The organism is Izhakiella australiensis, assembly GCF_002006995.1.
In the GTDB taxonomy this organism is placed as follows: domain Bacteria; phylum Pseudomonadota; class Gammaproteobacteria; order Enterobacterales; family Enterobacteriaceae; genus Izhakiella; species Izhakiella australiensis.
Genome location: NZ_MRUL01000002.1, coordinates 263429 through 284850, shown reverse-complemented (window position 1 = coordinate 284850; position 21422 = coordinate 263429). Strand labels below are relative to the sequence as shown.

Annotated in this window: 21 protein-coding genes, 1 other RNA gene and 1 other annotated feature; of the genes, 16 read left to right on the top strand and 6 right to left on the bottom strand. The window is 53.4% G+C overall.

Annotated features, from left to right (window positions below):
* Positions 1–45: 45 nt before the first annotated feature.
* Together BTJ39_RS04670 and BTJ39_RS04665 are read right to left on the bottom strand one after the other, a co-directional pair.
* Entirely contained in the window at positions 46–297 is a 252-nt protein-coding gene (locus tag BTJ39_RS04670) for an ElaB/YgaM/YqjD family protein (RefSeq protein ID WP_078001513.1), read from the bottom strand.
* Positions 298–416: 119 nt separating this feature from the next.
* Positions 417–794: a SecDF P1 head subdomain-containing protein gene (locus tag BTJ39_RS04665; protein WP_078001512.1), complete on the bottom strand. Its 378-nt coding sequence runs from the start codon at positions 792–794 to the stop codon at positions 417–419.
* Between the two features lie 299 nt (positions 795–1093).
* On the opposite strand from BTJ39_RS04665, the gene thrS reads away from it, so the two are divergent.
* The 15 genes from thrS (at position 1094) to BTJ39_RS04595 (ending at position 14499) form a co-directional block, all read left to right on the top strand.
* Entirely contained in the window at positions 1094–3022 is a 1929-nt protein-coding gene (gene thrS / locus BTJ39_RS04660; protein ID WP_078001511.1) for a threonine--tRNA ligase, read from the top strand.
* 3 nt (positions 3023–3025) lie between these two features.
* Entirely contained in the window at positions 3026–3568 is a 543-nt protein-coding gene (infC, locus tag BTJ39_RS04655; RefSeq protein WP_078001510.1) for a translation initiation factor IF-3, read from the top strand.
* Positions 3569–3667: 99 nt separating this feature from the next.
* Positions 3668–3865, top strand: a complete 198-nt coding sequence (gene rpmI, locus BTJ39_RS04650; RefSeq protein ID WP_001124225.1) for a 50S ribosomal protein L35 — start codon at positions 3668–3670, stop codon at positions 3863–3865.
* Between the two features lie 86 nt (positions 3866–3951).
* Positions 3952–4308 carry a 50S ribosomal protein L20 gene (rplT, locus tag BTJ39_RS04645; RefSeq protein ID WP_078001509.1) on the top strand — a complete coding sequence of 119 codons (357 nt, stop codon included), beginning with the start codon at positions 3952–3954 and terminating at the stop codon, positions 4306–4308.
* Positions 4309–4515: 207 nt separating this feature from the next.
* Positions 4516–4640 (top strand) — a sequence feature (Phe leader region).
* Positions 4521–4565 carry a pheST operon leader peptide PheM gene (pheM, locus tag BTJ39_RS24495; RefSeq protein ID WP_001386830.1) on the top strand — a complete coding sequence of 15 codons (45 nt, stop codon included), beginning with the start codon at positions 4521–4523 and terminating at the stop codon, positions 4563–4565. It overlaps the preceding feature by 45 nt.
* Positions 4641–4706: 66 nt before the next feature.
* Positions 4707–5690 (top strand): phenylalanine--tRNA ligase subunit alpha, encoded by a 984-nt coding sequence (gene pheS, locus BTJ39_RS04640; RefSeq protein ID WP_078001508.1) that lies wholly within the window; start codon positions 4707–4709, stop codon positions 5688–5690.
* Between the two features lie 15 nt (positions 5691–5705).
* Positions 5706–8093: a phenylalanine--tRNA ligase subunit beta gene (pheT, locus tag BTJ39_RS04635; protein WP_078001506.1), complete on the top strand. Its 2388-nt coding sequence runs from the start codon at positions 5706–5708 to the stop codon at positions 8091–8093.
* A gap of 4 nt (positions 8094–8097) precedes the next feature.
* Positions 8098–8397: an integration host factor subunit alpha gene (ihfA, locus tag BTJ39_RS04630; protein ID WP_078001505.1), complete on the top strand. Its 300-nt coding sequence runs from the start codon at positions 8098–8100 to the stop codon at positions 8395–8397.
* Between the two features lie 294 nt (positions 8398–8691).
* On the top strand, positions 8692–9048 hold the full coding sequence (locus BTJ39_RS04625) for a DUF2502 domain-containing protein (RefSeq protein WP_078001504.1): 357 nt from the start codon (positions 8692–8694) through the stop codon (positions 9046–9048).
* Positions 9049–9224: 176 nt separating this feature from the next.
* Positions 9225–10205, top strand: a complete 981-nt coding sequence (gene btuC / locus BTJ39_RS04620; RefSeq protein WP_078001503.1) for a vitamin B12 ABC transporter permease BtuC — start codon at positions 9225–9227, stop codon at positions 10203–10205.
* Positions 10206–10243: 38 nt separating this feature from the next.
* Complete coding sequence (locus tag BTJ39_RS04615) at positions 10244–10789, top strand: glutathione peroxidase (protein ID WP_096777682.1); 546 nt, start codon at positions 10244–10246, stop codon at positions 10787–10789.
* Entirely contained in the window at positions 10789–11556 is a 768-nt protein-coding gene (gene btuD / locus BTJ39_RS04610; protein ID WP_078001502.1) for a vitamin B12 ABC transporter ATP-binding protein BtuD, read from the top strand. The genes BTJ39_RS04615 and btuD overlap by 1 nt, the downstream gene beginning before the upstream one ends.
* A gap of 30 nt (positions 11557–11586) precedes the next feature.
* Positions 11587–12051, top strand: a complete 465-nt coding sequence (locus tag BTJ39_RS04605; RefSeq protein ID WP_422386004.1) for a C40 family peptidase — start codon at positions 11587–11589, stop codon at positions 12049–12051.
* Between the two features lie 171 nt (positions 12052–12222).
* Positions 12223–12963: an EAL domain-containing protein gene (locus BTJ39_RS04600; RefSeq protein ID WP_078001500.1), complete on the top strand. Its 741-nt coding sequence runs from the start codon at positions 12223–12225 to the stop codon at positions 12961–12963.
* A gap of 96 nt (positions 12964–13059) precedes the next feature.
* Positions 13060–14499, top strand: a complete 1440-nt coding sequence (locus BTJ39_RS04595) for a protein adenylyltransferase SelO (RefSeq protein ID WP_078001499.1) — start codon at positions 13060–13062, stop codon at positions 14497–14499.
* 115 nt (positions 14500–14614) lie between these two features.
* On the opposite strand, the gene BTJ39_RS04590 is transcribed toward BTJ39_RS04595, so the two are convergent.
* The gene (locus tag BTJ39_RS04590; protein ID WP_078001498.1) at positions 14615–15661 is read right to left on the bottom strand and encodes a 3-deoxy-7-phosphoheptulonate synthase; all 1047 of its coding nucleotides are present in this window, start codon (positions 15659–15661) and stop codon (positions 14615–14617) included.
* A gap of 168 nt (positions 15662–15829) precedes the next feature.
* Complete coding sequence (gene ppsR / locus BTJ39_RS04585; RefSeq protein WP_078001497.1) at positions 15830–16663, bottom strand: posphoenolpyruvate synthetase regulatory kinase/phosphorylase PpsR; 834 nt, start codon at positions 16661–16663, stop codon at positions 15830–15832.
* Between the two features lie 476 nt (positions 16664–17139).
* Between ppsR and ppsA the strand changes: the two genes are divergently transcribed.
* Positions 17140–19515, top strand: a complete 2376-nt coding sequence (gene ppsA / locus BTJ39_RS04580; protein WP_078001496.1) for a phosphoenolpyruvate synthase — start codon at positions 17140–17142, stop codon at positions 19513–19515.
* A gap of 237 nt (positions 19516–19752) precedes the next feature.
* Here the strand turns inward: ppsA and rprA are convergent.
* Both rprA and ydiK read right to left on the bottom strand, forming a co-directional pair.
* Positions 19753–19860: antisense sRNA RprA (gene rprA, locus BTJ39_RS04575), an RNA gene on the bottom strand.
* A gap of 283 nt (positions 19861–20143) precedes the next feature.
* A complete protein-coding gene (gene ydiK / locus BTJ39_RS04570; protein WP_078001494.1) occupies positions 20144–21265 on the bottom strand; it encodes an AI-2E family transporter YdiK in 1122 nt (373 codons plus the stop codon).
* Positions 21266–21422 lie beyond the last annotated feature (157 nt).

The following is a 21422-nucleotide window of genomic DNA, read 5'->3' as shown; positions in this document are numbered from 1 at the left end:
TTTTTTGTATTGCGCACTATCTTGATGGTCTATGCTGCGGCTTGCTTATCTGCGGCCAAGCAGGTAACCGAAAATAACGCCAACGCCAGCGGCGATTGCCAGACCGGAAATCGGGTTATCAGAGACCTGGTCACGCACGTTGCTGGTTACTTCACGTGCGGTATCGCTGGCCTGAGCCGCATAGCGGCGAGTCGCGCCACGTAAGCGATGGCCAGGGGCGTCAGCGGCTTCACCGTAGGCTTCCTCTGCTAAGCCAGCGAATTCTTCTGCTTTATCTTTCGCTTTGCCTGATAACATGTTTTGCTCCTTTTTGGTTTGTGGATTTTAAAGTGTAGCAGCCGGCTGGAAACCCGCTTATTACCAGAGGTGGCAATCTATTAAAGAATAATTCTGTTGGGCGGGCTGCTACGTCCTGGCTACTCCTGTTTAACCCCGTAGTCATTAAGCAGTTGCAAAAGCACCACGCGGGGCATTTCATTCGATGAAAGCCTGAAACTATTTCTGAGAACCGAAACGATGTTTGCGCTGGACAGTTTGTTGCCCTCGTAATAGACAGACAACCTCTTGCCAATGTTCGCTCGCGTGAGTTCCGCCAGTCGCTTTCCGCACTCAGCGTTTAAGTTGAAATCAAGGTTTTCATTGCCAACTTCGTCCTTATCAACATAACCAATTGACTCAAAGCAAGTACGGGAATAAACCTCAACTTTTTCTTCAACTTTGAAGGTTAAATCCCCCACGCTTGCTATCGCTGGCGATGCCACCAGTACCGCCAGCACAGAGACGACCCGAAACATAATATTTCCCTTCCTTATGTAGCGATAAAAGACTGAATACACCCTTAGCCTGGGCCAGACGCAGCCCCAGGAAAACCTGCGGTAAAACACATCTGCGCTTTAGTATCGCCGTCGGTGTGTGTAAAATGATTACCCTTCAGCGACAGGAACGAGATGAGGCATTTACGCTGTGTATCATGTCGTGTACCAAATTGGCAAACGTGGGTTAATTTGAGTCCCTATGTGGCTGAAAGTACGTAATAAATTAACCAATGCAAGTATTCCTGCGTGTGGAATACCACTGCAATTAAGGATGTAACATGCCCGTAATTACTCTTCCCGACGGCAGCAAGCGCGAGTTTGACCATGCCGTTAGCGTCATGGAGATCGCCCAGGATATCGGCCCCGGTTTGGCTAAAGCCTGCATTGCTGGTCGGGTAAATGGCGAACTGGTCGATGCTGTTGACCCCATCAGCGAAGACGCCGCCGTTTCAATCATTACCGCTAAAGACGATGCCGGCGTTGAAATCATTCGCCACTCCTGCGCGCACCTGCTGGGTCACGCGATTAAGCAACTGTGGCCGGATACCAAAATGGCAATTGGTCCGGTTATCGACAACGGTTTTTATTATGACGTCGATTTGGACCATACCCTGACGCAGGAAGACCTTGATCTGCTGGAAAAGCGCATGCATTTGCTGGCGGAAAAAAATTATGACGTGGTGAAGAAAAAAGTAAGCTGGCAGGAAGCGCGTGACGCATTCGCGGCGCGCGGCGAAGCATACAAAATCACCATTCTTGATGAAAATATCGCCCGTGACGATCGCCCGGGACTTTATCATCACGAAGAATATGTCGATATGTGCCGCGGTCCGCACGTGCCGAATATGCGTTTTTGTCATCACTTTAAATTGCAAAAAACCGCGGGTGCCTACTGGCGCGGTGACAGCAGCAACAAAATGCTGCAGCGCATTTACGGTACCGCCTGGGCTGATAAGAAACAGCTGGCGGCTTATCTGCTGCGCCTGGAAGAAGCGGCCAAGCGTGATCACCGTAAAATCGGTAAGCAGCTTGATCTCTACCATATGCAGGAAGAAGCGCCGGGCATGGTATTCTGGCACAATGATGGCTGGACGATTTTCCGCGAGTTGGAAGTGTTCGTGCGCTCCAAACTGAAAGAGTACCAGTATCAGGAAGTGAAGGGTCCATTTATGATGGACCGCGTGCTGTGGGAAAAGACCGGCCACTGGGAAAACTACAAAGAAGCAATGTTCACCACCTCTTCAGAGAACCGTGAATACTGCATTAAGCCGATGAACTGTCCGGGACACGTACAGATTTTCAATCAGGGGCTAAAATCATACCGCGACCTGCCGCTGCGCATGGCGGAGTTTGGTAGCTGCCACCGCAACGAACCGTCTGGCGCGCTGCATGGCCTGATGCGCGTTCGCGGCTTTACCCAGGACGACGCGCATATCTTCTGCACCGAAGATCAGGTGCGTGATGAGGTCAATAGCTGTATCCGCATGGTTTATGACATGTACAGCACCTTTGGCTTTGAGAAAATCGTGGTTAAACTCTCTACCCGTCCGGAAAAACGTATCGGCAGTGACGATATGTGGGATCGCGCGGAAGAGGACCTGGCGGCGGCGCTGAACGAAAATAACATTCCTTTTGAGTTTCAGCCGGGCGAGGGCGCTTTCTACGGGCCGAAAATTGAGTTTACGCTGTACGACTGCCTCGATCGCGCCTGGCAGTGCGGAACCGTGCAGCTGGACTTCTCGCTGCCGAAGCGCCTGGACGCCACCTACGTAGGTGAAAATAACGACCGGCAAACGCCGGTAATGATTCATCGTGCTATTCTTGGTTCGATGGAGCGCTTTATTGGTATTTTGACTGAAGAGTTTGCCGGTTTCTTCCCAACCTGGCTCTCTCCGGTGCAGGTAGTGGTGATGAATATCACCGATAGCCAGTCTGATTATGTATCCGAACTGACGAAAAAATTGCAGAATGTCGGCATTCGGGTAAAAGCAGACTTGAGAAACGAGAAGATAGGCTTTAAAATCCGCGAGCACACTTTACGTCGCGTACCCTACATGCTGGTCTGCGGTGACAAAGAGGTTGAGGCCGGCGCTGTCGCCGTGCGCACCCGCCGTGGTAAAGACCTTGGTACCATGGACGTAAACGATGTAATCGAGAAGCTGCAACAAGAGATTCGCAGCCGCAATCTTCATCAATTGGAGGAATAAGGTATTAAAGGCGGAAAACGAGTTCAACCGACGCGTCCAAATAAAATCAACGGCGAAATCCGTGCAACTGAGGTACGTCTGACAGGCGTTGAAGGCGAGCAGCTAGGCGTTGTCAGCCTGCGTGAAGCCATTGAAAAGGCTGAAGAAGCAGGTGTAGATTTAGTTGAGATCAGCCCTAACGCCGAACCGCCGGTTTGCCGTATTATGGATTACGGCAAATTCCTCTACGAAAAAAGCAAATCTTCTAAGGAACAGAAGAAAAAGCAGAAAGTTATCCAGGTTAAGGAAATTAAATTCCGTCCTGGTACCGATGAAGGCGACTATCAGGTCAAACTACGCAACCTGATTCGCTTTCTGGAAGATGGCGATAAAGCCAAAATCACGCTGCGTTTCCGCGGTCGTGAGATGGCGCACCAGCAAATCGGCGTTGAAGTGCTTAACCGCGTCAAAGAAGATTTGAGTGAACTGGCAGTAGTCGAATCCTTCCCATCGAAGATCGAAGGCCGCCAGATGATCATGGTGCTCGCACCCAAGAAGAAACAGTAGGCCATCAAGTAATAATGCCGCGCAGCGTTCGCGCTGTGCGGATTTTTATTCGCCTGTCTGATTCGTTTTATTAACAATGCGAAGTGGATATTTTTTAAAATGCCAAAGATTAAAACAGTACGTGGTGCTGCAAAACGCTTCAAAAAAACCGGTAAAGGTGGATTTAAGCACAAGCACGCTAACCTGCGTCATATTCTGACCAAAAAAGCAACCAAGCGTAAACGTCACCTGCGCCCTAAAGCCATGGTGTCTAAAGGCGATCTGGGTCTGGTTATTGCCTGCCTGCCGTACGCATAAGTTAACTTTTTTCAGCCCGCTAACTTGCGCAGTGCAACGGCAATACGCAGGTGGGTAACAACAGAATTTGATACAGGAGAGTCCAGATGGCTCGCGTAAAACGTGGTGTAATTGCTCGCGCACGTCACAAAAAAATCTTAAAACAGGCTAAAGGTTACTACGGAGCACGTTCGCGTGTTTACCGCGTTGCCTTCCAGGCCGTTATTAAAGCTGGCCAGTACGCTTATCGCGACCGCCGCCAGAAAAAACGTCAGTTCCGTCAGCTGTGGATCGCGCGTATCAACGCAGCAGCGCGTCAGAACGGTTTGTCTTACAGCCGTTTCATTAATGGCCTGAAAAAAGCCTCTATTGAAATCGACCGTAAGATTCTGGCTGACATCGCCGTATTCGACAAAGTGGCATTCACTGCCCTGGTCGAAAAAGCAAAATCAGCACTGGCGTAAGCCTTACGAAGAGGGAGCTTTGCTCCCTCTTTTGTTTTGCGCACTAAGCCGCAAATAGCAACCGGCGTCACTTCAGCCATCATCCTGTGCTGAGTGGGCAGCAAGTTCAGAATCCGGGCTAAAAGCAGGCTAACCTGAGCAAAAGATTGACTTTTTAACGCCAGCGATTTTCAATAGAGCTGACACGTAATTCAAACTTAGGTAACGCAAGCATGAATGCTGCTATTTTCCGTTTCTTTTTTTACTTTAGCACCTGACATTCGGGGGCTTTTGCGCAAAGAAAAGAAACGGAAAATCGCGCGAAAAGCCTCCCTTGTGGAGGTTTTTTTATGTCCGCGACCTGCAGCTTTTACCGTTAATGATAAAACCAGCCGCTGGGGCTGGAAGAAGGGGAAATAATGTCACATCTTGCAGAACTGGTGGCCAGCGCCAAAGCGGCTGTCGCAGCTGCTCCGGATGTTAACACGCTGGATAACGTCCGCGTGGAGTATCTGGGCAAAAAGGGGCATCTGACGCTTCAGATGACTTCACTGCGCGACCTGCCAGCTGAAGAGCGTCCGGCGGCGGGGGCAGTGATCAATGATGCTAAAGTGCAGGTGCAGGAAGCGCTTAATGGGCGTAAAGCCGCGCTGGAATCAGCCGCACTTAACGCGCGTCTCGCCGCGGAAACCATTGACGTTTCATTACCGGGGCGGCGTATTGAAAACGGCGGCCTGCATCCGGTGACCCGCACTATCGACCGCATTGAAACCTTTTTTGGCGAGCTGGGTTTTACCGTCGCCACCGGTCCTGAAATTGAGGATGACTATCATAACTTTGATGCGCTAAACATCCCGGCACATCATCCGGCGCGCGCTGACCACGATACCTTCTGGTTCGATGCAACCCGTCTGCTACGCACTCAGACCTCCGGCGTGCAAATCCGCACCATGAAGGCGCAGCAGCCGCCCATCCGGGTGATTGCCCCCGGCCGCGTCTACCGCAACGATTACGATCAGACTCATACGCCGATGTTCCACCAGATGGAAGGGCTGATTGTTGATAAAAACATTAGCTTCACCAACCTGAAGGGAACGCTGCATGATTTCCTGCGTAACTTCTTTGAAGAAGATTTGCAGGTGCGTTTTCGTCCCTCCTACTTCCCGTTCACCGAGCCAAGCGCTGAAGTCGACGTCATGGGCAAAAATGGCAAATGGCTGGAGGTGCTGGGCTGCGGCATGGTGCATCCGAACGTATTACGTAACGTCGGCATCGACCCGGAAGTTTATTCCGGCTTCGCTTTCGGCATGGGGATGGAGCGTCTGACCATGCTGCGCTATGGCGTAAATGATTTACGCGCATTTTTCGAAAACGACCTTCGTTTTCTCAAACAGTTTAAATAAGGGCAGGTTATACCAATGAAATTCAGTGAACTCTGGTTACGTGAATGGGTTAACCCGGCCATCGACAGCGCCGCGCTGGCGGAACAAATCACCATGGCCGGTCTGGAAGTCGACGGCGTTGACGCCGTTGCCGGTCCGTTCAACGGCGTGGTGGTCGGCGAGGTTGTGGAATGCGCGCAGCATCCAAACGCCGATAAGCTGCGGGTGACAAAAGTTAACGTCGGCGGCGAACGCCTGCTTGATATCGTCTGCGGCGCGCCTAATTGCCGTCAGGGGCTGAAGGTTGCGGTTGCCACCGTCGGCGCCGTGCTGCCGGGCGACTTTAAAATTAAAGCGGCAAAGCTGCGCGGTGAGCCTTCAGAGGGCATGCTGTGCTCATGGTCGGAGCTGGGTGTCTCCGACGACCACAGCGGCATTATTGAACTGCCGCTTGATGCCGAAACGGGCCGCGATATTCGCGATTATTTGCAGTTTGATGATAATACGATTGAAATCAGCGTCACGCCGAACCGCGCCGACTGCCTGAGCATTATCGGCATTGCACGCGACGTGGCGGTACTGAACAAGTTGACGCTGACGCCTCCCGCAATGGAACCCGTCAGCGCGACGATTGACGATACGTTCCCGATTCGCGTTGATGCGACGCAGGCCTGTCCGCGCTATCTGGGACGGGTTGTTAAGGGGATTAACGTCAAAGCCGACACGCCGCTGTGGATGGCAGAGAAGCTGCGTCGCTGCGGTATTCGCTCCATCGACCCGGTGGTGGATATAACCAATTTCGTCCTGCTGGAACTGGGACAGCCGATGCATGCGTTCGACCTTGATCGCATCGACGGTGGCATCATCGTTCGCATGGCGCAGCAGGATGAAACGCTGACGCTGCTTGATGGCAGCGAGGCGAAGCTGAGCGCTGATACCGTGGTTATTGCCGATCACCATAAAGCGCTGGCGATGGGCGGAATTTTTGGCGGTGAACATTCCGGCGTCAACGCTGAAACGCGTAATATTCTGTTTGAATGCGCGTTCTTCGATCCGCTGGCCATTACCGGGCGCGCTCGTCGCCATGGTTTGCATACCGACGCTTCACATCGCTATGAGCGCGGCGTCGATCCGGCGTTGCAGCATAAGGCGATGGAGCGCGCGACGGCGCTGCTGTTAGCAATATGCGGCGGTGAGGCCGGACCGATAATTGATGTTACTCACGATGCGGCGCTGCCGAAAGCGGCAACCATCGTGCTGCGCCGTGAAAAACTCGACCGCTTAATTGGTCATCACGTCAGCGATCGGGATGTATCCGATATTTTACGTCGTCTTGGCTGTGAGATAACGGAAGAGGCGGGTAAATGGACGGCGGTCGCACCAGGCTGGCGCTTCGATATGGCTATCGAAGAGGATCTTATTGAAGAAGTCGCTCGCGTCTATGGCTATAACAACATTCCGGACGTCCCGGTGCAGGCCAGCCTGGTAATGACGGAACATCGCGAGGCGGCGCTGTCTCTCAAGCGCGTCAAATCGATGCTGGTGGACAAGGGCTATCAGGAAGCAATTACCTATAGTTTTGTCGATCCGAAAGCGCAAAAGCTGATACATCCGGACGAGGAGCACCTGCTGCTGCCGAGTCCGATCTCGGTTGATATGTCGGCAATGCGTCTCTCGCTGTGGAGCGGTTTACTCGGGGCGGTGGTGTATAACCAGAACCGCCAGCAGGGGCGAGTTCGCCTGTTTGAAAGCGGACTGCGCTTTGTGCCTGATACTCAGGCGAACCTCGGTATTCGTCAGGATGTTATGCTGTCAGGGGTTATTAGCGGAAATCGCTATGAAGAGCATTGGGATCTGGCGCGTCAGGCCGTTGACTTCTATGATTTAAAAGGCGATTTAGAAGCGGTATTGGATTTAACCGGTAAACTGGATACAGTTGAGTTTCGCGCCGAAGCTAATCCGGCATTGCACCCCGGACAAAGTGCGGCAATTTATCTCGACGGCGAGCGCGTCGGTTTTATCGGCGTGGTGCATCCGGAGCTGGAGCGTAAGCTGGATCTCAACGGGCGTACGGTGGTGTTTGAACTGCTGTGGCAGGCACTTTCGCAGCGCGCGTTGCCGCAGGCCAGCGAGATTTCTCGCTTCCCGGCGAACCGCCGCGACATCGCTGTGGTGGTCGATGAAAAGGTGCCCGCAGCAGATATCATCGCAGAGTGTAAGAAAGTTGGCGTAAATCAGGTAGTTGGCGTAAACTTGTTTGACGTGTACCGCGGCAAGGGTGTAAATGAGGGTCAGAAGAGCCTTGCTATCAGCCTTATTCTGCAAGATACCGCCCGGACACTGGAAGAAGAGGAGATTGCCGCAACCGTCGCCAAATGTGTTGCGGTATTAAAAGAGCGATTCCAGGCAACCTTGAGGGATTGAACCTATGGCGCTTACAAAAGCTGAAATGTCCGAATACCTGTTTGAGAAGCTTGGGCTTAGCAAACGGGATGCTAAAGAACTGGTAGAGTTGTTTTTCGAGGAGGTCCGCAGGGCTCTCGAAAACGGTGAGCAAGTCAAACTCTCCGGCTTTGGCAACTTCGACCTTCGCGACAAAAATCAACGCCCGGGTCGTAACCCGAAAACCGGTGAGGATATTCCAATCACCGCTCGTCGGGTAGTGACTTTCCGTCCAGGGCAGAAGTTGAAAAGTCGCGTTGAGAACGCTTCACCGAAAAACGATTGATTTCAGTGACCGGGAACGGCAGTTGCCGTTCCCGGTAAAAAGCGCCGCACCATCTCGCTGGAGCAACCAGGTTGTTCCAGCGATTGTGTTTCTGCTATTTTATGATTCCCCCCGCTGACGCCTGTCATATTTCTCCTTAATTGCTGCTTTTATCACCGGTTTTCTTCATATTCTCTTCATAGTGTAATGATGGTGTAATTGATTGATAAAGCTGTGAAAATAAGCCCATGCTGATGGTTCAGGGTGGGCGGTCAGGGTAGTCTTTAGCTGTTTCATCAGCAAAAGGAAAACCCAATGAAAAAAGCAGCTGCGTTACTGTGTATTTTGCTGGCTGTGCCGATGTTTGCTAATGCAGGCATGTCGATTGATATCAGTACGCCGGGCGTCTCTTTCCACATCGGCGATCGCGATCATCGGGGTTATTACTGGGACGGCTATGGCTGGCGCTCGCCAGGTTGGTGGCATCAACACTGGGGGCATAGCTACGGCGAACGTGGACCTCACGGCTATTACTGGAACGGACGCGGCTGGGGTCCGCGCGGCCCCCATCGTGAACGCTGGCACGATGATCGCCGCTGGCATCATGCTGACCATCATCATGACGATCGCCGCTGGCATGGCGACCACCATCACGACCACAACCACCATTAATACATCGGGCGGTGCGCTCAGGATGCTCAGACTCGCGGCTGAGCATCTTTGCCGCTAAGTCTTAGTGCGCCCGCACCGCGATTGTCGGCAAGCGACAGCGACAGCCGGGCTGGCGCTTTATTTTTGCCAGCCAGCGATTACAATGACTCCTTTCATTTCCCGACCAGACTGTCTCAATGTCGCCATTTATTCAATTTCGTCAGCGCGCGCAGCAGCGCAGCCTGCATTTATGCCTGCTGCTACTGGGTATTTTGCTATTACTGGCGATTTACAGCCTTTGCGCGGGGGAGGTCTGGCTATCGCCTGCGCGCTGGTTTACCCCGGAAGGACGCCTGTTCGTCTGGCAGCTGCGTCTGCCGCGTACCCTGGCGGTAATTTTGGTCGGCGCGGCGCTGGCGGTTTGCGGCGCGGTGATGCAAGCCCTGTTTGCCAATCCGCTCGCTGAACCGGGGCTGCTTGGCGTTTCCGGCGGCTCTGGCGTGGGGGTCATGCTGTGTATCATGCTGGGATGGCAGCTACCCTGGCAGCTCAGCGTCGGCGCCATTAGCGGCGCCATTCTGGTAACCCTTATCCTGCTGTATGTTGCACGACAGATCCTATCTGATAACCGCCTGCTGCTGACCGGCGTTGCGTTGGGCATTATTAGCAGCGCATTAATGACCTGGACGGTCTATTTCAGCACCAGCGTTGACCTGCGACAGTTAATGTACTGGATGATGGGGGGCTTCAGCGGCGTTGACTGGCAGGATCGTTGGTTAATGCTGGCGCTGTTGCCGGTCATTCTTTGGCTGAGTATTCAGGGGCAGCAGCTTAATTTGCTGGCCCTTGGCAGTGTTAGCGCCCAGCAGCTCGGCGTGCGCTTATTATTCTGGCGCGCCATTTTTGTCTGCGTTACCGGCTGGTTGGTTGGCTTCAGCGTGGCGCTGGCCGGGGCTATCGGTTTTATTGGCCTGGTTATCCCGCATATATTGCGGCTATGCGGCATCAGCGATCACCGGGCGTTACTGCCTGCCTGCGCGCTGGGGGGCGCATCGGTACTATTGCTGGCGGATATTATCGCCCGTCAGGCGCTGGCGGCGGCGGAGTTGCCGGTCGGCGTGGTTACGGCCACCCTCGGCGCGCCGCTATTTATCTGGTTATTACTGCGCAACCCATGATAGCCTGCGTTATCAATAAAATGCAGAGGGGAAAGGTTATGAGTTTGTACGCAACGCCGTTAACCACGCTCGATGGCGAAAAGACAACCCTGGCCCAGTGGCAGGGCGACGTTCTGCTGGTGGTCAACGTGGCTTCAAAGTGCGGTCTGACGCCGCAGTATGAGCAGCTGGAAGCGCTACAGAAGCAGTACCATCGCCAGGGTTTTAACGTTATCGGTTTTCCTTGCAATCAGTTTCTGGAGCAGGAGCCGGGTGATGAGCAGGCGATCAAAACGTTCTGCAGCACCACCTATGGCGTCAGCTTCCCTATGAGCAGCAAAATCGACGTTAACGGTGCGCAGCGCCATCCGCTTTATCAGCAGCTGATTGCTGCGCAGCCGCAGGCAACGGCTCCCGAGGGCAGTGGTTTCCTTGAAAGAATGGTGAGTAAAGGGCGGGCGCCGCAGCAGACCGGCGATATTTTATGGAACTTTGAAAAATTCCTGATCGACAGGCAGGGCAACGTGGTCGCGCGCTTCTCTCCGGATATGTCGCCGGATGACGCGCAAATCGTCGGTCAGATAGAAAAAGCACTTGCCGCCTGATGTTAACGCTGCGGGCGTTGGCGCTTCACGGACGGCTGAAATCTTTTAGCGCCGACGTTGCCCCGGGCGAGCTGGTTCACCTGATCGGACCCAATGGCGCCGGGAAAAGTACGCTACTGGCGTTGCTGTCAGGGCTGCAGCGCGGCGAAGGCGAGGTTGCGCTTGACGGCCAGCGGCTTTTCTCCTATTCAGGGCGCGAGCTGGCCAGAGTGCGTAGCTACCTTAGCCAGCATGCGCCGCGCCCGCCGGCAATGCCCGTCTGGCATTATCTGATGCTGCATAACGTTTCCCCGGCGCCACAGCGCGAAGCCGCGCTGATGCGGCTGGTCGAAACGCTACAGCTTAGCGATAAGCTGCGTCGTCCGCTTCAGCAGCTTTCCGGTGGCGAATGGCAGCGCGTGCGCCTCGCCGCCGTTTTTTTTCAGCTGGCGCAGCCTGAAGGCAGGTTGCTGTTACTTGATGAGCCGCTGACCGGGCTGGATGTCGCGCAGCAAGCGGCATTCGATGCGCTGCTGCCTCCTTTACTGGCCGCGGGCGTCAGCATTGTAATGAGCAGCCATGACGTTAACCACACGCTGCATCATGCGCACCGCGTCTGGATGCTGCGCGCCGGCGAAGTCGTGGCGCAGGGCGATACCGATACGGTTATGACGGCAGACAGTTTGCAGTCGCTGTTCGGTATCGTTTTTCATCAGGCCCGGCTGGCGCATCAGCGCTGGTTGCTGGGAGAGGCGTTGCCATCAACGGCTGAAAACAGCTATCGTTAATTAACCCGCACAGGTTGCAAAGGAAAGGCTATGTTGCGACTGAGTCTAATGCTGCTGATTTTAATTCTGGCTGGCTGTAGCAGCCACCGCGCGCCGCCGCCAAACGGTCGACTTGCCGATTCAATTACGGTTATTGCCCAGCTTAACGAGCAGCTCACCCAGTGGCGCGGTACCCCTTATCGCTACGGCGGCATGTCACGCGGCGGGGTTGATTGCTCCGGATTCGTCTATCTGACCATGCGCGATCGTTTTGCGCTGAAGCTGCCGCGTACTACCGAGGCGCAAACGGATATCGGTACCCGGATTGATAAAGATGACTTATTGCCTGGCGACCTGGTTTTTTTTAAAACCGGCGCCGGGGAGAATGGTTTGCACGTCGGGATATACGATACAGATAATCAGTTTATTCATGCTTCAACCAGCCAGGGGGTAATTCGTTCGTCACTGAATAACGTTTACTGGAAAAAAAACTTCTGGCAGGCACGCCGTTTGTGATGCGCAATCAAGTGATGGCGATATCTGGTTAAGGATAAATTCAGAGTAAACTCAGGATCAATCCAGAGTGAATGATGTCAGGATAATCTTATTGTTAAAATAAGCGCTATTGATTGTCACAAAGGGTTGATATAGGATGCGCCAGTTGCCACTTGATAATGGCTGAACGACATGAAAATCCATCTGGAAGCGGATTACATCAGCTCAACAGTTTTTTATCCCACCTATCGACTTGACGGGAGACTTCTGTCCGTCACATTACAGCTTCATTTCCACCAAATCAGCGCCAACGTATCTATCCCGCAGGAGTTAGTTTTACTGCAGCTGGATGATGAGCAGCGTCTGAGTTTGCTACAAAAAAAACTTCAGGTGGCAGAAAAAATATCGCCTTTTTTGCTTGAGCATCAAATCAACGTGATTATTGCTGTCGATGAATGGATGGCGCAGGCCATCGTCGACAGTGAGTTTCTTCAGCATAAGGTGGCAGCAATTGCGGCGCTAGAGCTGGAAATGACAGAACAGTTTGCGGGTATTAATAGCGGCATTGAAAATGCCCTGCTAAAAAAATTACATCAGATTACCCCTTTGGCGCTGGCTAATTATGGCGCGGGGAAGGCTAACTCGAAAGCGGTATATGATTCGCTGTTTCAACGCATAGCGATTGATAAAGGTTTTATCCAACAACAAATGGGCAAGCTTTCCTTTAAGCCATTTTTCAATGCGATTGTGACCAATATCCGACCCTACTGCCAGCAGCTGGTGGTGCAGGGCGTTGATAGCGCGGAAATGATGCAGACAATCCGCCAGTTTGAAGTCGATGGTATCACCAGTATTCTTTTTCCTACGGTCAGTGAAGATACGTTGACGACGCTGATTGTCTCCCCGCCAATACTTGTTACCGATCCGGGCTGATTCAATCAGCCGGTATTTTCCTTTGCCAAATCTGTCTACACTGACGCTAAGCGTAATCATTGATGATCAGCGCATCATCCGACTGGCGGAGTGGCTATGAAGTTTAATAACAGCTGGTTCAATGAACTCAGCGGAACCTATACCGCGCTTTCCCCAACGCCGCTGCGCGAAGGGCGATTACTGTATTACAGCCGCCCTCTGGCGGAAACGCTGGCGTTGGACGACAGCGCGTTCAGCGCTGAGCAAAGCGGCATCTGGAGTGGAGAACGTCTGGCTGCGGGTATGCAGCCGCTGGCGCAGGTTTACAGCGGTCATCAGTTTGGCGTCTGGGCCGGGCAACTGGGTGACGGGCGCGGGATTTTGCTGGGTGAACAACAGCTGGCGGATGGTCGAAAGTTTGACTGGCATCTGAAAGGCGCAGGCCTGACGCCCTATTCGCGTATGGGTGATGGACGCGCGGTGCTGCGTTCAACGCTACGCGAATTTCTCGCCTCTGAAGCGCTCTATGCGCTGGGGATCCCGACAACCCGCGCGCTGACGGTGGTCACCAGTGACGAGCCGGTGCTGCGTGAGCAAACGGAGCGGGGAGCAATGCTGCTGCGGGTGGCTGAAAGCCATCTGCGTTTTGGTCACTTTGAGCATTTTCACTACGCCGGCGAGCCGGAAAAGGTCAGACAGCTGGCTGACTATGCTATCCGCCACCACTGGCCGCAGCTGGCCGATAGCAGCGAACGCTACCTGCTGTGGTTTACCGACGTGGTGGAAAGAACCGCACGCCTGATTGGTCTCTGGCAGAGCTGCGGTTTTGCTCACGGCGTAATGAATACTGACAATATGTCGTTATTGGGGCTGACGCTGGATTATGGTCCCTATGGTTTTATGGATGATTATCAGCCTGGTTTAATTTGTAATCACAGCGATTATCAGGGGCGCTATGCCTTTGATAATCAGCCAACCATTGGCCTGTGGAATCTGAACCGGTTAGCGTATGCCTTATCCAGCCTTATGAGTCGCGACCAGCTGGCTCAGGCGCTTGGCGCCTATGAACCGGCGTTGCTGAAAGTCTGGGGCGAACGAATGCGCGCCAAGCTGGGATTGATGACCGCCGCTGAAGATGACAATCATATTCTTAGCGGGCTGCTGGCATTAATGGCAAAAGAAGGCAGCGATTATGTGCGGGTGTTTCGTTTGCTCAGCGACACCCAGCAGCAGCAGCGACGTTCACCGCTGCGCGACGAGTTTATCGATCGGCAAGCATTTGACAGCTGGTATGATCTGTATCGCCAGCGACTGCTGTGCGACGAGTGCAGCGATGAGCGGCGTCAGCTGGCGATGAAGGCGGTTAATCCCGCCCTGGTTTTGCGCAACTATCTGGCGCAGCAGGCGATTGAAAAAGCGGAAATGGATGATATCAGCGAACTTGAACGCTTACATCAGGCGCTACTGCATCCCTTTGACGTTGCACAAAGCAACGCTGACTATCTGCAGCGGCCGCCCGATTGGGGAAAAAGGCTGGAGGTGAGCTGTTCAAGTTAAACGGGCCCGGTATAGATTCGCCGGGTGAAGCTCACGGCCGGCGCTAAACTGGTCCCGCAGTGAAAGCTGCGGGATGAAGGTTGCTACAGATTGACGCCGGGCGCGGGCTTTGCGCTTACAGTCGGCTGCCGACCGCATCATGCAGCAGTTCCAGTACCGACTGCGTATCGTTCCAGCCGAGGCAGGGATCGGTAATCGACTGACCATAAGTCAATGGCTCACCGGCAGTGACTTTCTGATTGCCTTCCTGCAAAAAGCTTTCAATCATTACGCCGGCTATTGCGCTTTGTCCGTCACGGATTTGCTGCGCAATGGCTGCGGCCACGTCCCGCTGGCGGCGGTGCTGCTTAAGGCAGTTGCCGTGGCTGAAGTCAATGACCAGCCGTTCGGGCAGGGCGAATTCGCGCAGGCTATCTACCGCCGCTGCGATGTCCTGCGGATGGTAATTCGGCTGCTTACCGCCGCGCATTATAATATGGCCATCGGGGTTGCCACTGGTCTGGTAAATGGTCATTTGCCCCGACTTGTCGGGCGAGAGGAACATATGGCTGACGCGCGCCGCGCGAATCGCATCGACGGCGATCCGGGTATTGCCATCGGTACCGTTTTTAAAGCCAACCGGGCAGGAGAGCGCCGACGCCATTTCGCGATGTATCTGGCTTTCAGTGGTGCGCGCGCCAATCGCGCCCCAGCTAATCAAGTCGGCAATAAATTGCCCTATCACCATATCAAGAAACTCGGTAGCGGTCGGCATGCCCAGCGCATTGATATCCAGCAACAGCTTGCGGGCGATCGCCAAACCTTCATTAACCTGATAGCTGCCATCAAGGTGCGGATCGGAAATAAGCCCTTTCCAGCCGACCACGGTACGCGGCTTTTCGAAGTAGGCGCGCATCACGATTTCAAGGCGGTCGCCGAGCTGGGTACGCAGCGTTTGCAAACGTTGTGCATAGTCCAGGGCGGCGTCAGGATCGTGTAGTGAGCAGGGGCCCACAATCACCAGTAAGCGGCGGTCGCGCCCGCAGAGGATATCGCTGGCACGCTTGCGTGACAATGTCACATTTTCGGCGATTTGCGCGCTAACGGGCAGCCTGCGCGCCAGTTCGCCCGGCGTAATCAGGCTGTCGATGCGCGCTGTGCGCAATTCATCGGTTTTGTTCATGGGGTTCTCTGAAATTTAGTGCTTCGCAACGGCATCAGCGCCGGGAAGTGATGACGATCACAATAAACCAATGGCTGGCAATTTCAACCGTACGGCAACACTTTTGCGCCCGGCGGCGTTGCGATGCCCACAGGTGATAAACAAATTTACGGCCTGCGGGCTGCGGCGCTAGAACATGCGGCGATTGAGGCCGACAATATCGAGGATGCGGGTGGCTATCTCTTCAACCGAGTAGTTAGTGCTGTTGAGGTAACGAATCTGGTGAGTACGGAACAGGGCTTCGACTTCACCGACCTCCAGCCGGCACTGGCGCATAGAGGCGTAGCGGGTGTTTTCCGCGCGCTCCTGGCGGATCGCCGCCAGGCGTTCAGGATCGATCGTCAGACCAAAAAGCTTATGCTGAAAGGCTTTAAGCGCGGCGGGCAGCTTCAGATTGTCCATATCATCGGCAATAAACGGATAGTTGGCAGCGCGTATACCAAACTGCATGGCGAGATAGAGGCTGGTCGGCGTTTTCCCGCAGCGTGACACGCCCAGCAGGATGATTTGCGCATCTTCAAGCCCGCGCAGCGAAATGCCGTCATCGTGGGCCAGGGTATAATCAATTGCCGCGATGCGCGCATCGTATTTGCCCAGGTTGTTAGCGGTCAGGCCGTGGGTGCGGTTTGCAACCGGCGCCGGCGCAATGCCGAGTTCCTGCTGCAACGGCGCCACAAGCGATTGCACGATATCCTGACAGAAGCCTTCGCTTTGCAAAATAATGTCGCGTATTTCCTGGGTAACGATCGAAATAAACACCAGCGGGCGCACGCCGCTCTGCTGATACAGCGCATTAATTTGCGCTTTAACCGCCTGAGCGCGCTGTACGTTCTCCACAAACGGCAGCGTAACGCTATTGGTGCCGACCGGAAACTGCGACAGCACAGCGTGGCCTAACACTTCGGCGGTAATCGCGGTGCCGTCGGAAATGTAAAACACGCTGCGTTCATTGCTGGTGTCCATGGGTTCTCCTGAAAGCCAGATAGGTATTTGCAAAGCGTAACGCAAAAACGAATTTGTGAGCGAAACAAAATTTTAAAATTTCATAACCGTTATCATAAGCGATGAACTTTTAATTTCAGATTTGATTTATTGGCTAAATTATTAAGTAAAAAGAAATGACGTTTCTATTTTCCATTCCCTTTTATTGCGCTTCTTCGCTAAATCATTCCTTTTATTCATTAAATTTCGTTGCGCAACTGATGCCTTAAGCAGAACGTCGCCATGCGAAGAATCTTAATTAATTCATGTAGTTCTTAGTTTCTTCTTGTTGCGCAACTTTGCATTCCGCGCGGAGTTTTCTTAAAAAACCCATTTTTGCATCGCTTTAACGATTCACCACTTTATTTAATCCAACCAATTATGCCAGGCTCAGAATGGAACATGTAACGCCAATTTTTGGATCCCATTCCTGACTGAATGATAAAAGGATAGTTTCAATGTCCACGAAAAGTGATATGCCGCTTGTGCTCTGGTACAACCAATTGGGCATGAATGATGTTGATCGGGTGGGAGGCAAAAATGCCTCTCTGGGTGAAATGATTACTAATTTGTCGTCTCTGGGCGTCTCTGTACCCAATGGTTTTGCAACCACCTCAGATGCTTTTAATCAGTTTCTCGATCAAAGCGGCGTTAATCAGCGTATCTATGATTTGCTGGATAAAACCGATGTGGACGATGTGGATGAATTGGCCAAAGCGGGTAAGCAGATCCGCCAGTGGATCGTCGAAACGCCATTCCAGCCGGCACTGGAAACGGCGATCCGCGAAGCTTATGAAACCCTTTCTTCTGATGACGCAGAGGCTTCATTTGCCGTTCGCTCATCGGCAACGGCTGAGGATATGCCTGACGCCTCCTTTGCCGGGCAGCAAGAAACATTTCTTAACGTGCAGGGCATTGATGCGGTGATGATCGCCGTCAAACACGTCTACGCCTCGCTATTTAATGACCGTGCGATTTCCTATCGCGTGCATCAGGGCTACGATCATCGCGGCGTCGCGCTTTCTGCCGGCGTACAGCGCATGGTGCGCTCTGACCTGGCGGCGGCCGGGGTGATGTTTACCATTGATACCGAATCCGGATTCGACCAGGTGGTGTTTATTACCGCTGCCCTTGGGCTGGGTGAAATGGTGGTGCAGGGCGCGGTTAACCCTGACGAATACTACGTACATAAACCGACGCTGGCTGCTGGCCGTCCGTCGATCGTGCGGCGTAACATGGGTTCGAAGAAAGTGCGCATGGTATATGCCGACTCGCGCGAACACGGCGAGCAGGTCAAAGTGGAAGATGTGGCGGAAGCCGAGCGTGACCGCTTTTGCCTGAGCAATGATGAGGTGGAAGCGCTGGCGCGTCAGGCAGTGCAGATAGAGCAGCACTACAAACGTCCCATGGATATTGAATGGGCAAAAGATGGTCACACCGGCAAGCTGTTTATCGTGCAGGCGCGGCCGGAAACCGTACGCTCCAATGGCCAGGTGATGGAACGCTATACCCTGCAAGGAAAAGGCAAGGTGGTGATTGAGGGACGCGCTATCGGGCATCGCATCGGCGCGGGTGAAGTGAAAGTGATCCACGACATCAGCGAAATGAACCGTATTCAGAAAGGCGACGTGCTGGTTACCGATATGACCGACCCTGACTGGGAGCCGATCATGAAAAAGGCCTCGGCGATTGTGACTAACCGTGGCGGACGTACCTGTCATGCGGCAATTATTGCCCGTGAGCTGGGCATTCCTGCCGTGGTCGGCTGCGGTGATGCCACCGATAAAATTAAAGATGGTCACAAGGTCACCGTTTCCTGTGCGGAGGGTGACACCGGCTATGTTTATAACGATCTGCTCGATTTTGAAGTAACCAGTTCGCAGGTTGACGAAATGCCGCCGCTGCCGCTGAAAATCATGATGAACGTCGGCAATCCCGATCGCGCATTTGATTTTGCCTGCCTGCCGAACGAGGGGGTTGGTCTGGCGCGCCTGGAGTTTATCATCAACCGCATGATTGGCGTTCATCCCCGTGCGCTGCTGGAATTCGACCAGCAAACGCCGGAGCTACAGCGCCAGATCCGTGACATGATGAAAGGCTTTGACGATCCGGTTGAATTTTATGTTGCTCGCCTGACTGAAGGTATCGCGACGTTGGGCGCTGCCTTTGCACCTAAGCGGGTGATTGTGCGTCTTAGCGACTTTAAATCTAATGAATATGCCAATCTGGTTGGCGGCGATCGCTACGAGCCGGAAGAAGAAAACCCGATGCTGGGCTTTCGTGGCGCTGGCCGCTACGTGTCAGAAAGCTTCCGCGCGGCCTTTGCGCTGGAGTGTGCGGCGGTAAGGCGCGTGCGCGATGAAATGGGACTGACCAACGTTGAGATTATGATCCCGTTTGTGCGTACGGTGGCGCAGGCGAAAGCCGTTGTTGAAGAGCTGGCGCGTCAGGGACTGAAGCGCGGCGAGAACGGCCTTAAGCTGATCATGATGTGTGAAATTCCGTCCAATGCGCTGCTGGCAGAACAGTTCCTCGAATACTTCGATGGCTTTTCTATCGGTTCTAACGATATGACCCAGCTGGCGCTGGGACTGGACAGGGATTCCGGCGTGGTTTCCGAACTGTTTGACGAACGCAACGACGCGGTGAAAGCGCTGCTGTCGATGGCGATTAAAGCGGCGAAGAAACAGGGTAAATACGTCGGCATATGTGGTCAGGGTCCGTCAGATCATGAAGACTTCGCCGCCTGGTTGATGGAAGAGGGCATCGATAGTCTTTCGCTGAACCCGGATACCGTGGTGCAGACCTGGCTGTCATTATCGCAGCTGAAGTAACGAACCTGAACCGGCGTCGTTGATTCCGCGCCGCCGGTTTTGCATCAGCAATCTGCGTCCCGCGCCGTTTATACGCCGCGGGACGTTTTATTTTTCGCTCATAGCGACTCAGGACCGCTACAGGCCAGAGGCTGGCGCCCGATTGGGAAGATTAACTGGCAAGCGAAGCGAAGGTTAATTAAGCCTGGAAAGAATTATCCTGGTCGCTTTGAGCAGAAAATGGGGGGCGGATTTTAGACAAAAAAAAGCCCATCGCATGGGATGGGCAAAGACTACACACAGCAATTCTTCACTTTACTCAGGGGAAAAGGTTGTTGAAAAATCATAGGGTTGATCTCAACATATCAACCATACTATTCAGTGTGGTCTAATGCGTCTCTAAGAATCATCTTAATAGTTTAGTACCGGTAAACTTTCGTCACAAAGCAGACGGCGTTATTAATATAAAAGCGGATAAAAGCATCACTAAGAGCAAATGTTTTTTAGGGAAATTAATTGGAGAAGATGGATTTCAATCAGTAACTCTAAACAATGGCGCTGCGCTGAAATTTCCACACTGGCGCCCGCCGCGGCACTGAATACCGCGGCTACAGGCAGGGCGCCAGGGAATTAACTGCAGCATTGATAATTAATGGTCGGCGTCCAGCTGTTCCTGCTCATCACTGAGCTCTTCGACAACCTCATCTGGATCGTCCTCAGGCGCAGGGGATTCATGCATCCAGACCGACACCAGCCGATAAGAAACCGCCAGAACTACCGGGCCAATAAACAAGCCAATCATGCCAAAAGCGATCAGCCCGCCGATGACGCCGGAAAGAATGAGTATCATCGGCAGGTCAGCGCCCATGCGAATCAACATCGGGCGCAGCACGTTGTCGAGGGTTCCTACCACGCAGCTCCATACCAGTAAAACGGTTCCCCAGGTGGTATCGCCGCTCCAGTACAGCCAGATAATGGCCGGGATTAACACCAGCAGCGGTCCCAGCTGCACCAGGCAGCAAAGGATCATCAGAACCGTTAGCAGCGTGGCATAGGGGATACCGGATATCGCCAGCCCGATGCCGCCAAGCACCCCCTGAACAAGGGCGGTAACTACTACGCCGAGCGCCACCGCGCGTATTGCCTGTGCTGCCAGTAATACGGCGGCATCGCCGCGCCGTGATGCCAGACGAAAGGCAAAGTGGCGGATACCCTGGCCGACCTGTTCACCGCGCCAGTAAAGCAAAATGCTGAACAGCAGCATGACGCCAAGATGCATCATAAAGCGGCCAAAATGGCCCGCCTGCGCCATAAAGAAGCCGGTCGTGCGGCCAATGTAGGGTTGAACTTTTGCCATCAGCGCGCCGCCGCCGCCGGCCACCAGGCTATGATAGCCAGAATAAAGTTTGTCGCCGGCCAGCGGAATGCTTTTAAGCCATTCCAGCTCAGGCAGCTGGAGATGTCCTGAGGTGACCCAGGCGACCACCGGCGCGCTGTTATCGATCAAGCCGCTGACCAGCAGCGCAACGGGAATAATAAATAGCAGCAACAGTAACAGCGTCATGACAATCACGGCCAGACTGCGACGTCCCCAAAGCCAGTGCTGGATGCGCAGCATCAGCGGCCAGGTGGCGATTACCACCATACTTGCCCATGCAAAACCCAATATAAAAGGCTGGATCACCCAAAAGCAGGCGAGAATCAATAGAGTAATGAACATCAGTAAGAATATGATTTGCGTTAAATCCCATTCCTTTTGCGACAAGTTCATACAGCGACGCTTCCTTTAATAAATGATTAAGATAAATCGCCCGACTTTCAGCACAGAACGGTGCAGGCAACGTCTTTAAGCATGATGTATTTCTGCGATTTTTTACAGAAACAAACTTGTTGGCATCATGATAAGTCGCAGATTAGACGACAGTAAG

Coding starts and splice junctions, on each gene's coding strand:
- BTJ39_RS04605 (WP_422386004.1), top strand. CDS start 11,587: ATGTTGCGACTGAGTCTAATGCTGCTGATTTTAATTCTGGCTGGCTGT.
- rplT (WP_078001509.1), top strand. CDS start 3,952: ATGGCTCGCGTAAAACGTGGTGTAATTGCTCGCGCACGTCACAAAAAA.
- BTJ39_RS04615 (WP_096777682.1), top strand. CDS start 10,244: ATGAGTTTGTACGCAACGCCGTTAACCACGCTCGATGGCGAAAAGACA.
- BTJ39_RS04625 (WP_078001504.1), top strand. CDS start 8,692: ATGAAAAAAGCAGCTGCGTTACTGTGTATTTTGCTGGCTGTGCCGATG.
- ydiK (WP_078001494.1), bottom strand. CDS start 21,265: ATGAACTTGTCGCAAAAGGAATGGGATTTAACGCAAATCATATTCTTA.
- ihfA (WP_078001505.1), top strand. CDS start 8,098: ATGGCGCTTACAAAAGCTGAAATGTCCGAATACCTGTTTGAGAAGCTT.
- BTJ39_RS04665 (WP_078001512.1), bottom strand. CDS start 794: ATGTTTCGGGTCGTCTCTGTGCTGGCGGTACTGGTGGCATCGCCAGCG.
- BTJ39_RS04600 (WP_078001500.1), top strand. CDS start 12,223: ATGAAAATCCATCTGGAAGCGGATTACATCAGCTCAACAGTTTTTTAT.
- ppsR (WP_078001497.1), bottom strand. CDS start 16,663: ATGGACACCAGCAATGAACGCAGCGTGTTTTACATTTCCGACGGCACC.
- pheT (WP_078001506.1), top strand. CDS start 5,706: ATGAAATTCAGTGAACTCTGGTTACGTGAATGGGTTAACCCGGCCATC.
- rpmI (WP_001124225.1), top strand. CDS start 3,668: ATGCCAAAGATTAAAACAGTACGTGGTGCTGCAAAACGCTTCAAAAAA.
- pheS (WP_078001508.1), top strand. CDS start 4,707: ATGTCACATCTTGCAGAACTGGTGGCCAGCGCCAAAGCGGCTGTCGCA.
- BTJ39_RS04595 (WP_078001499.1), top strand. CDS start 13,060: ATGAAGTTTAATAACAGCTGGTTCAATGAACTCAGCGGAACCTATACC.
- BTJ39_RS04590 (WP_078001498.1), bottom strand. CDS start 15,661: ATGAACAAAACCGATGAATTGCGCACAGCGCGCATCGACAGCCTGATT.
- btuC (WP_078001503.1), top strand. CDS start 9,225: ATGTCGCCATTTATTCAATTTCGTCAGCGCGCGCAGCAGCGCAGCCTG.
- BTJ39_RS04670 (WP_078001513.1), bottom strand. CDS start 297: ATGTTATCAGGCAAAGCGAAAGATAAAGCAGAAGAATTCGCTGGCTTA.
- ppsA (WP_078001496.1), top strand. CDS start 17,140: ATGTCCACGAAAAGTGATATGCCGCTTGTGCTCTGGTACAACCAATTG.
- thrS (WP_078001511.1), top strand. CDS start 1,094: ATGCCCGTAATTACTCTTCCCGACGGCAGCAAGCGCGAGTTTGACCAT.
- btuD (WP_078001502.1), top strand. CDS start 10,789: ATGTTAACGCTGCGGGCGTTGGCGCTTCACGGACGGCTGAAATCTTTT.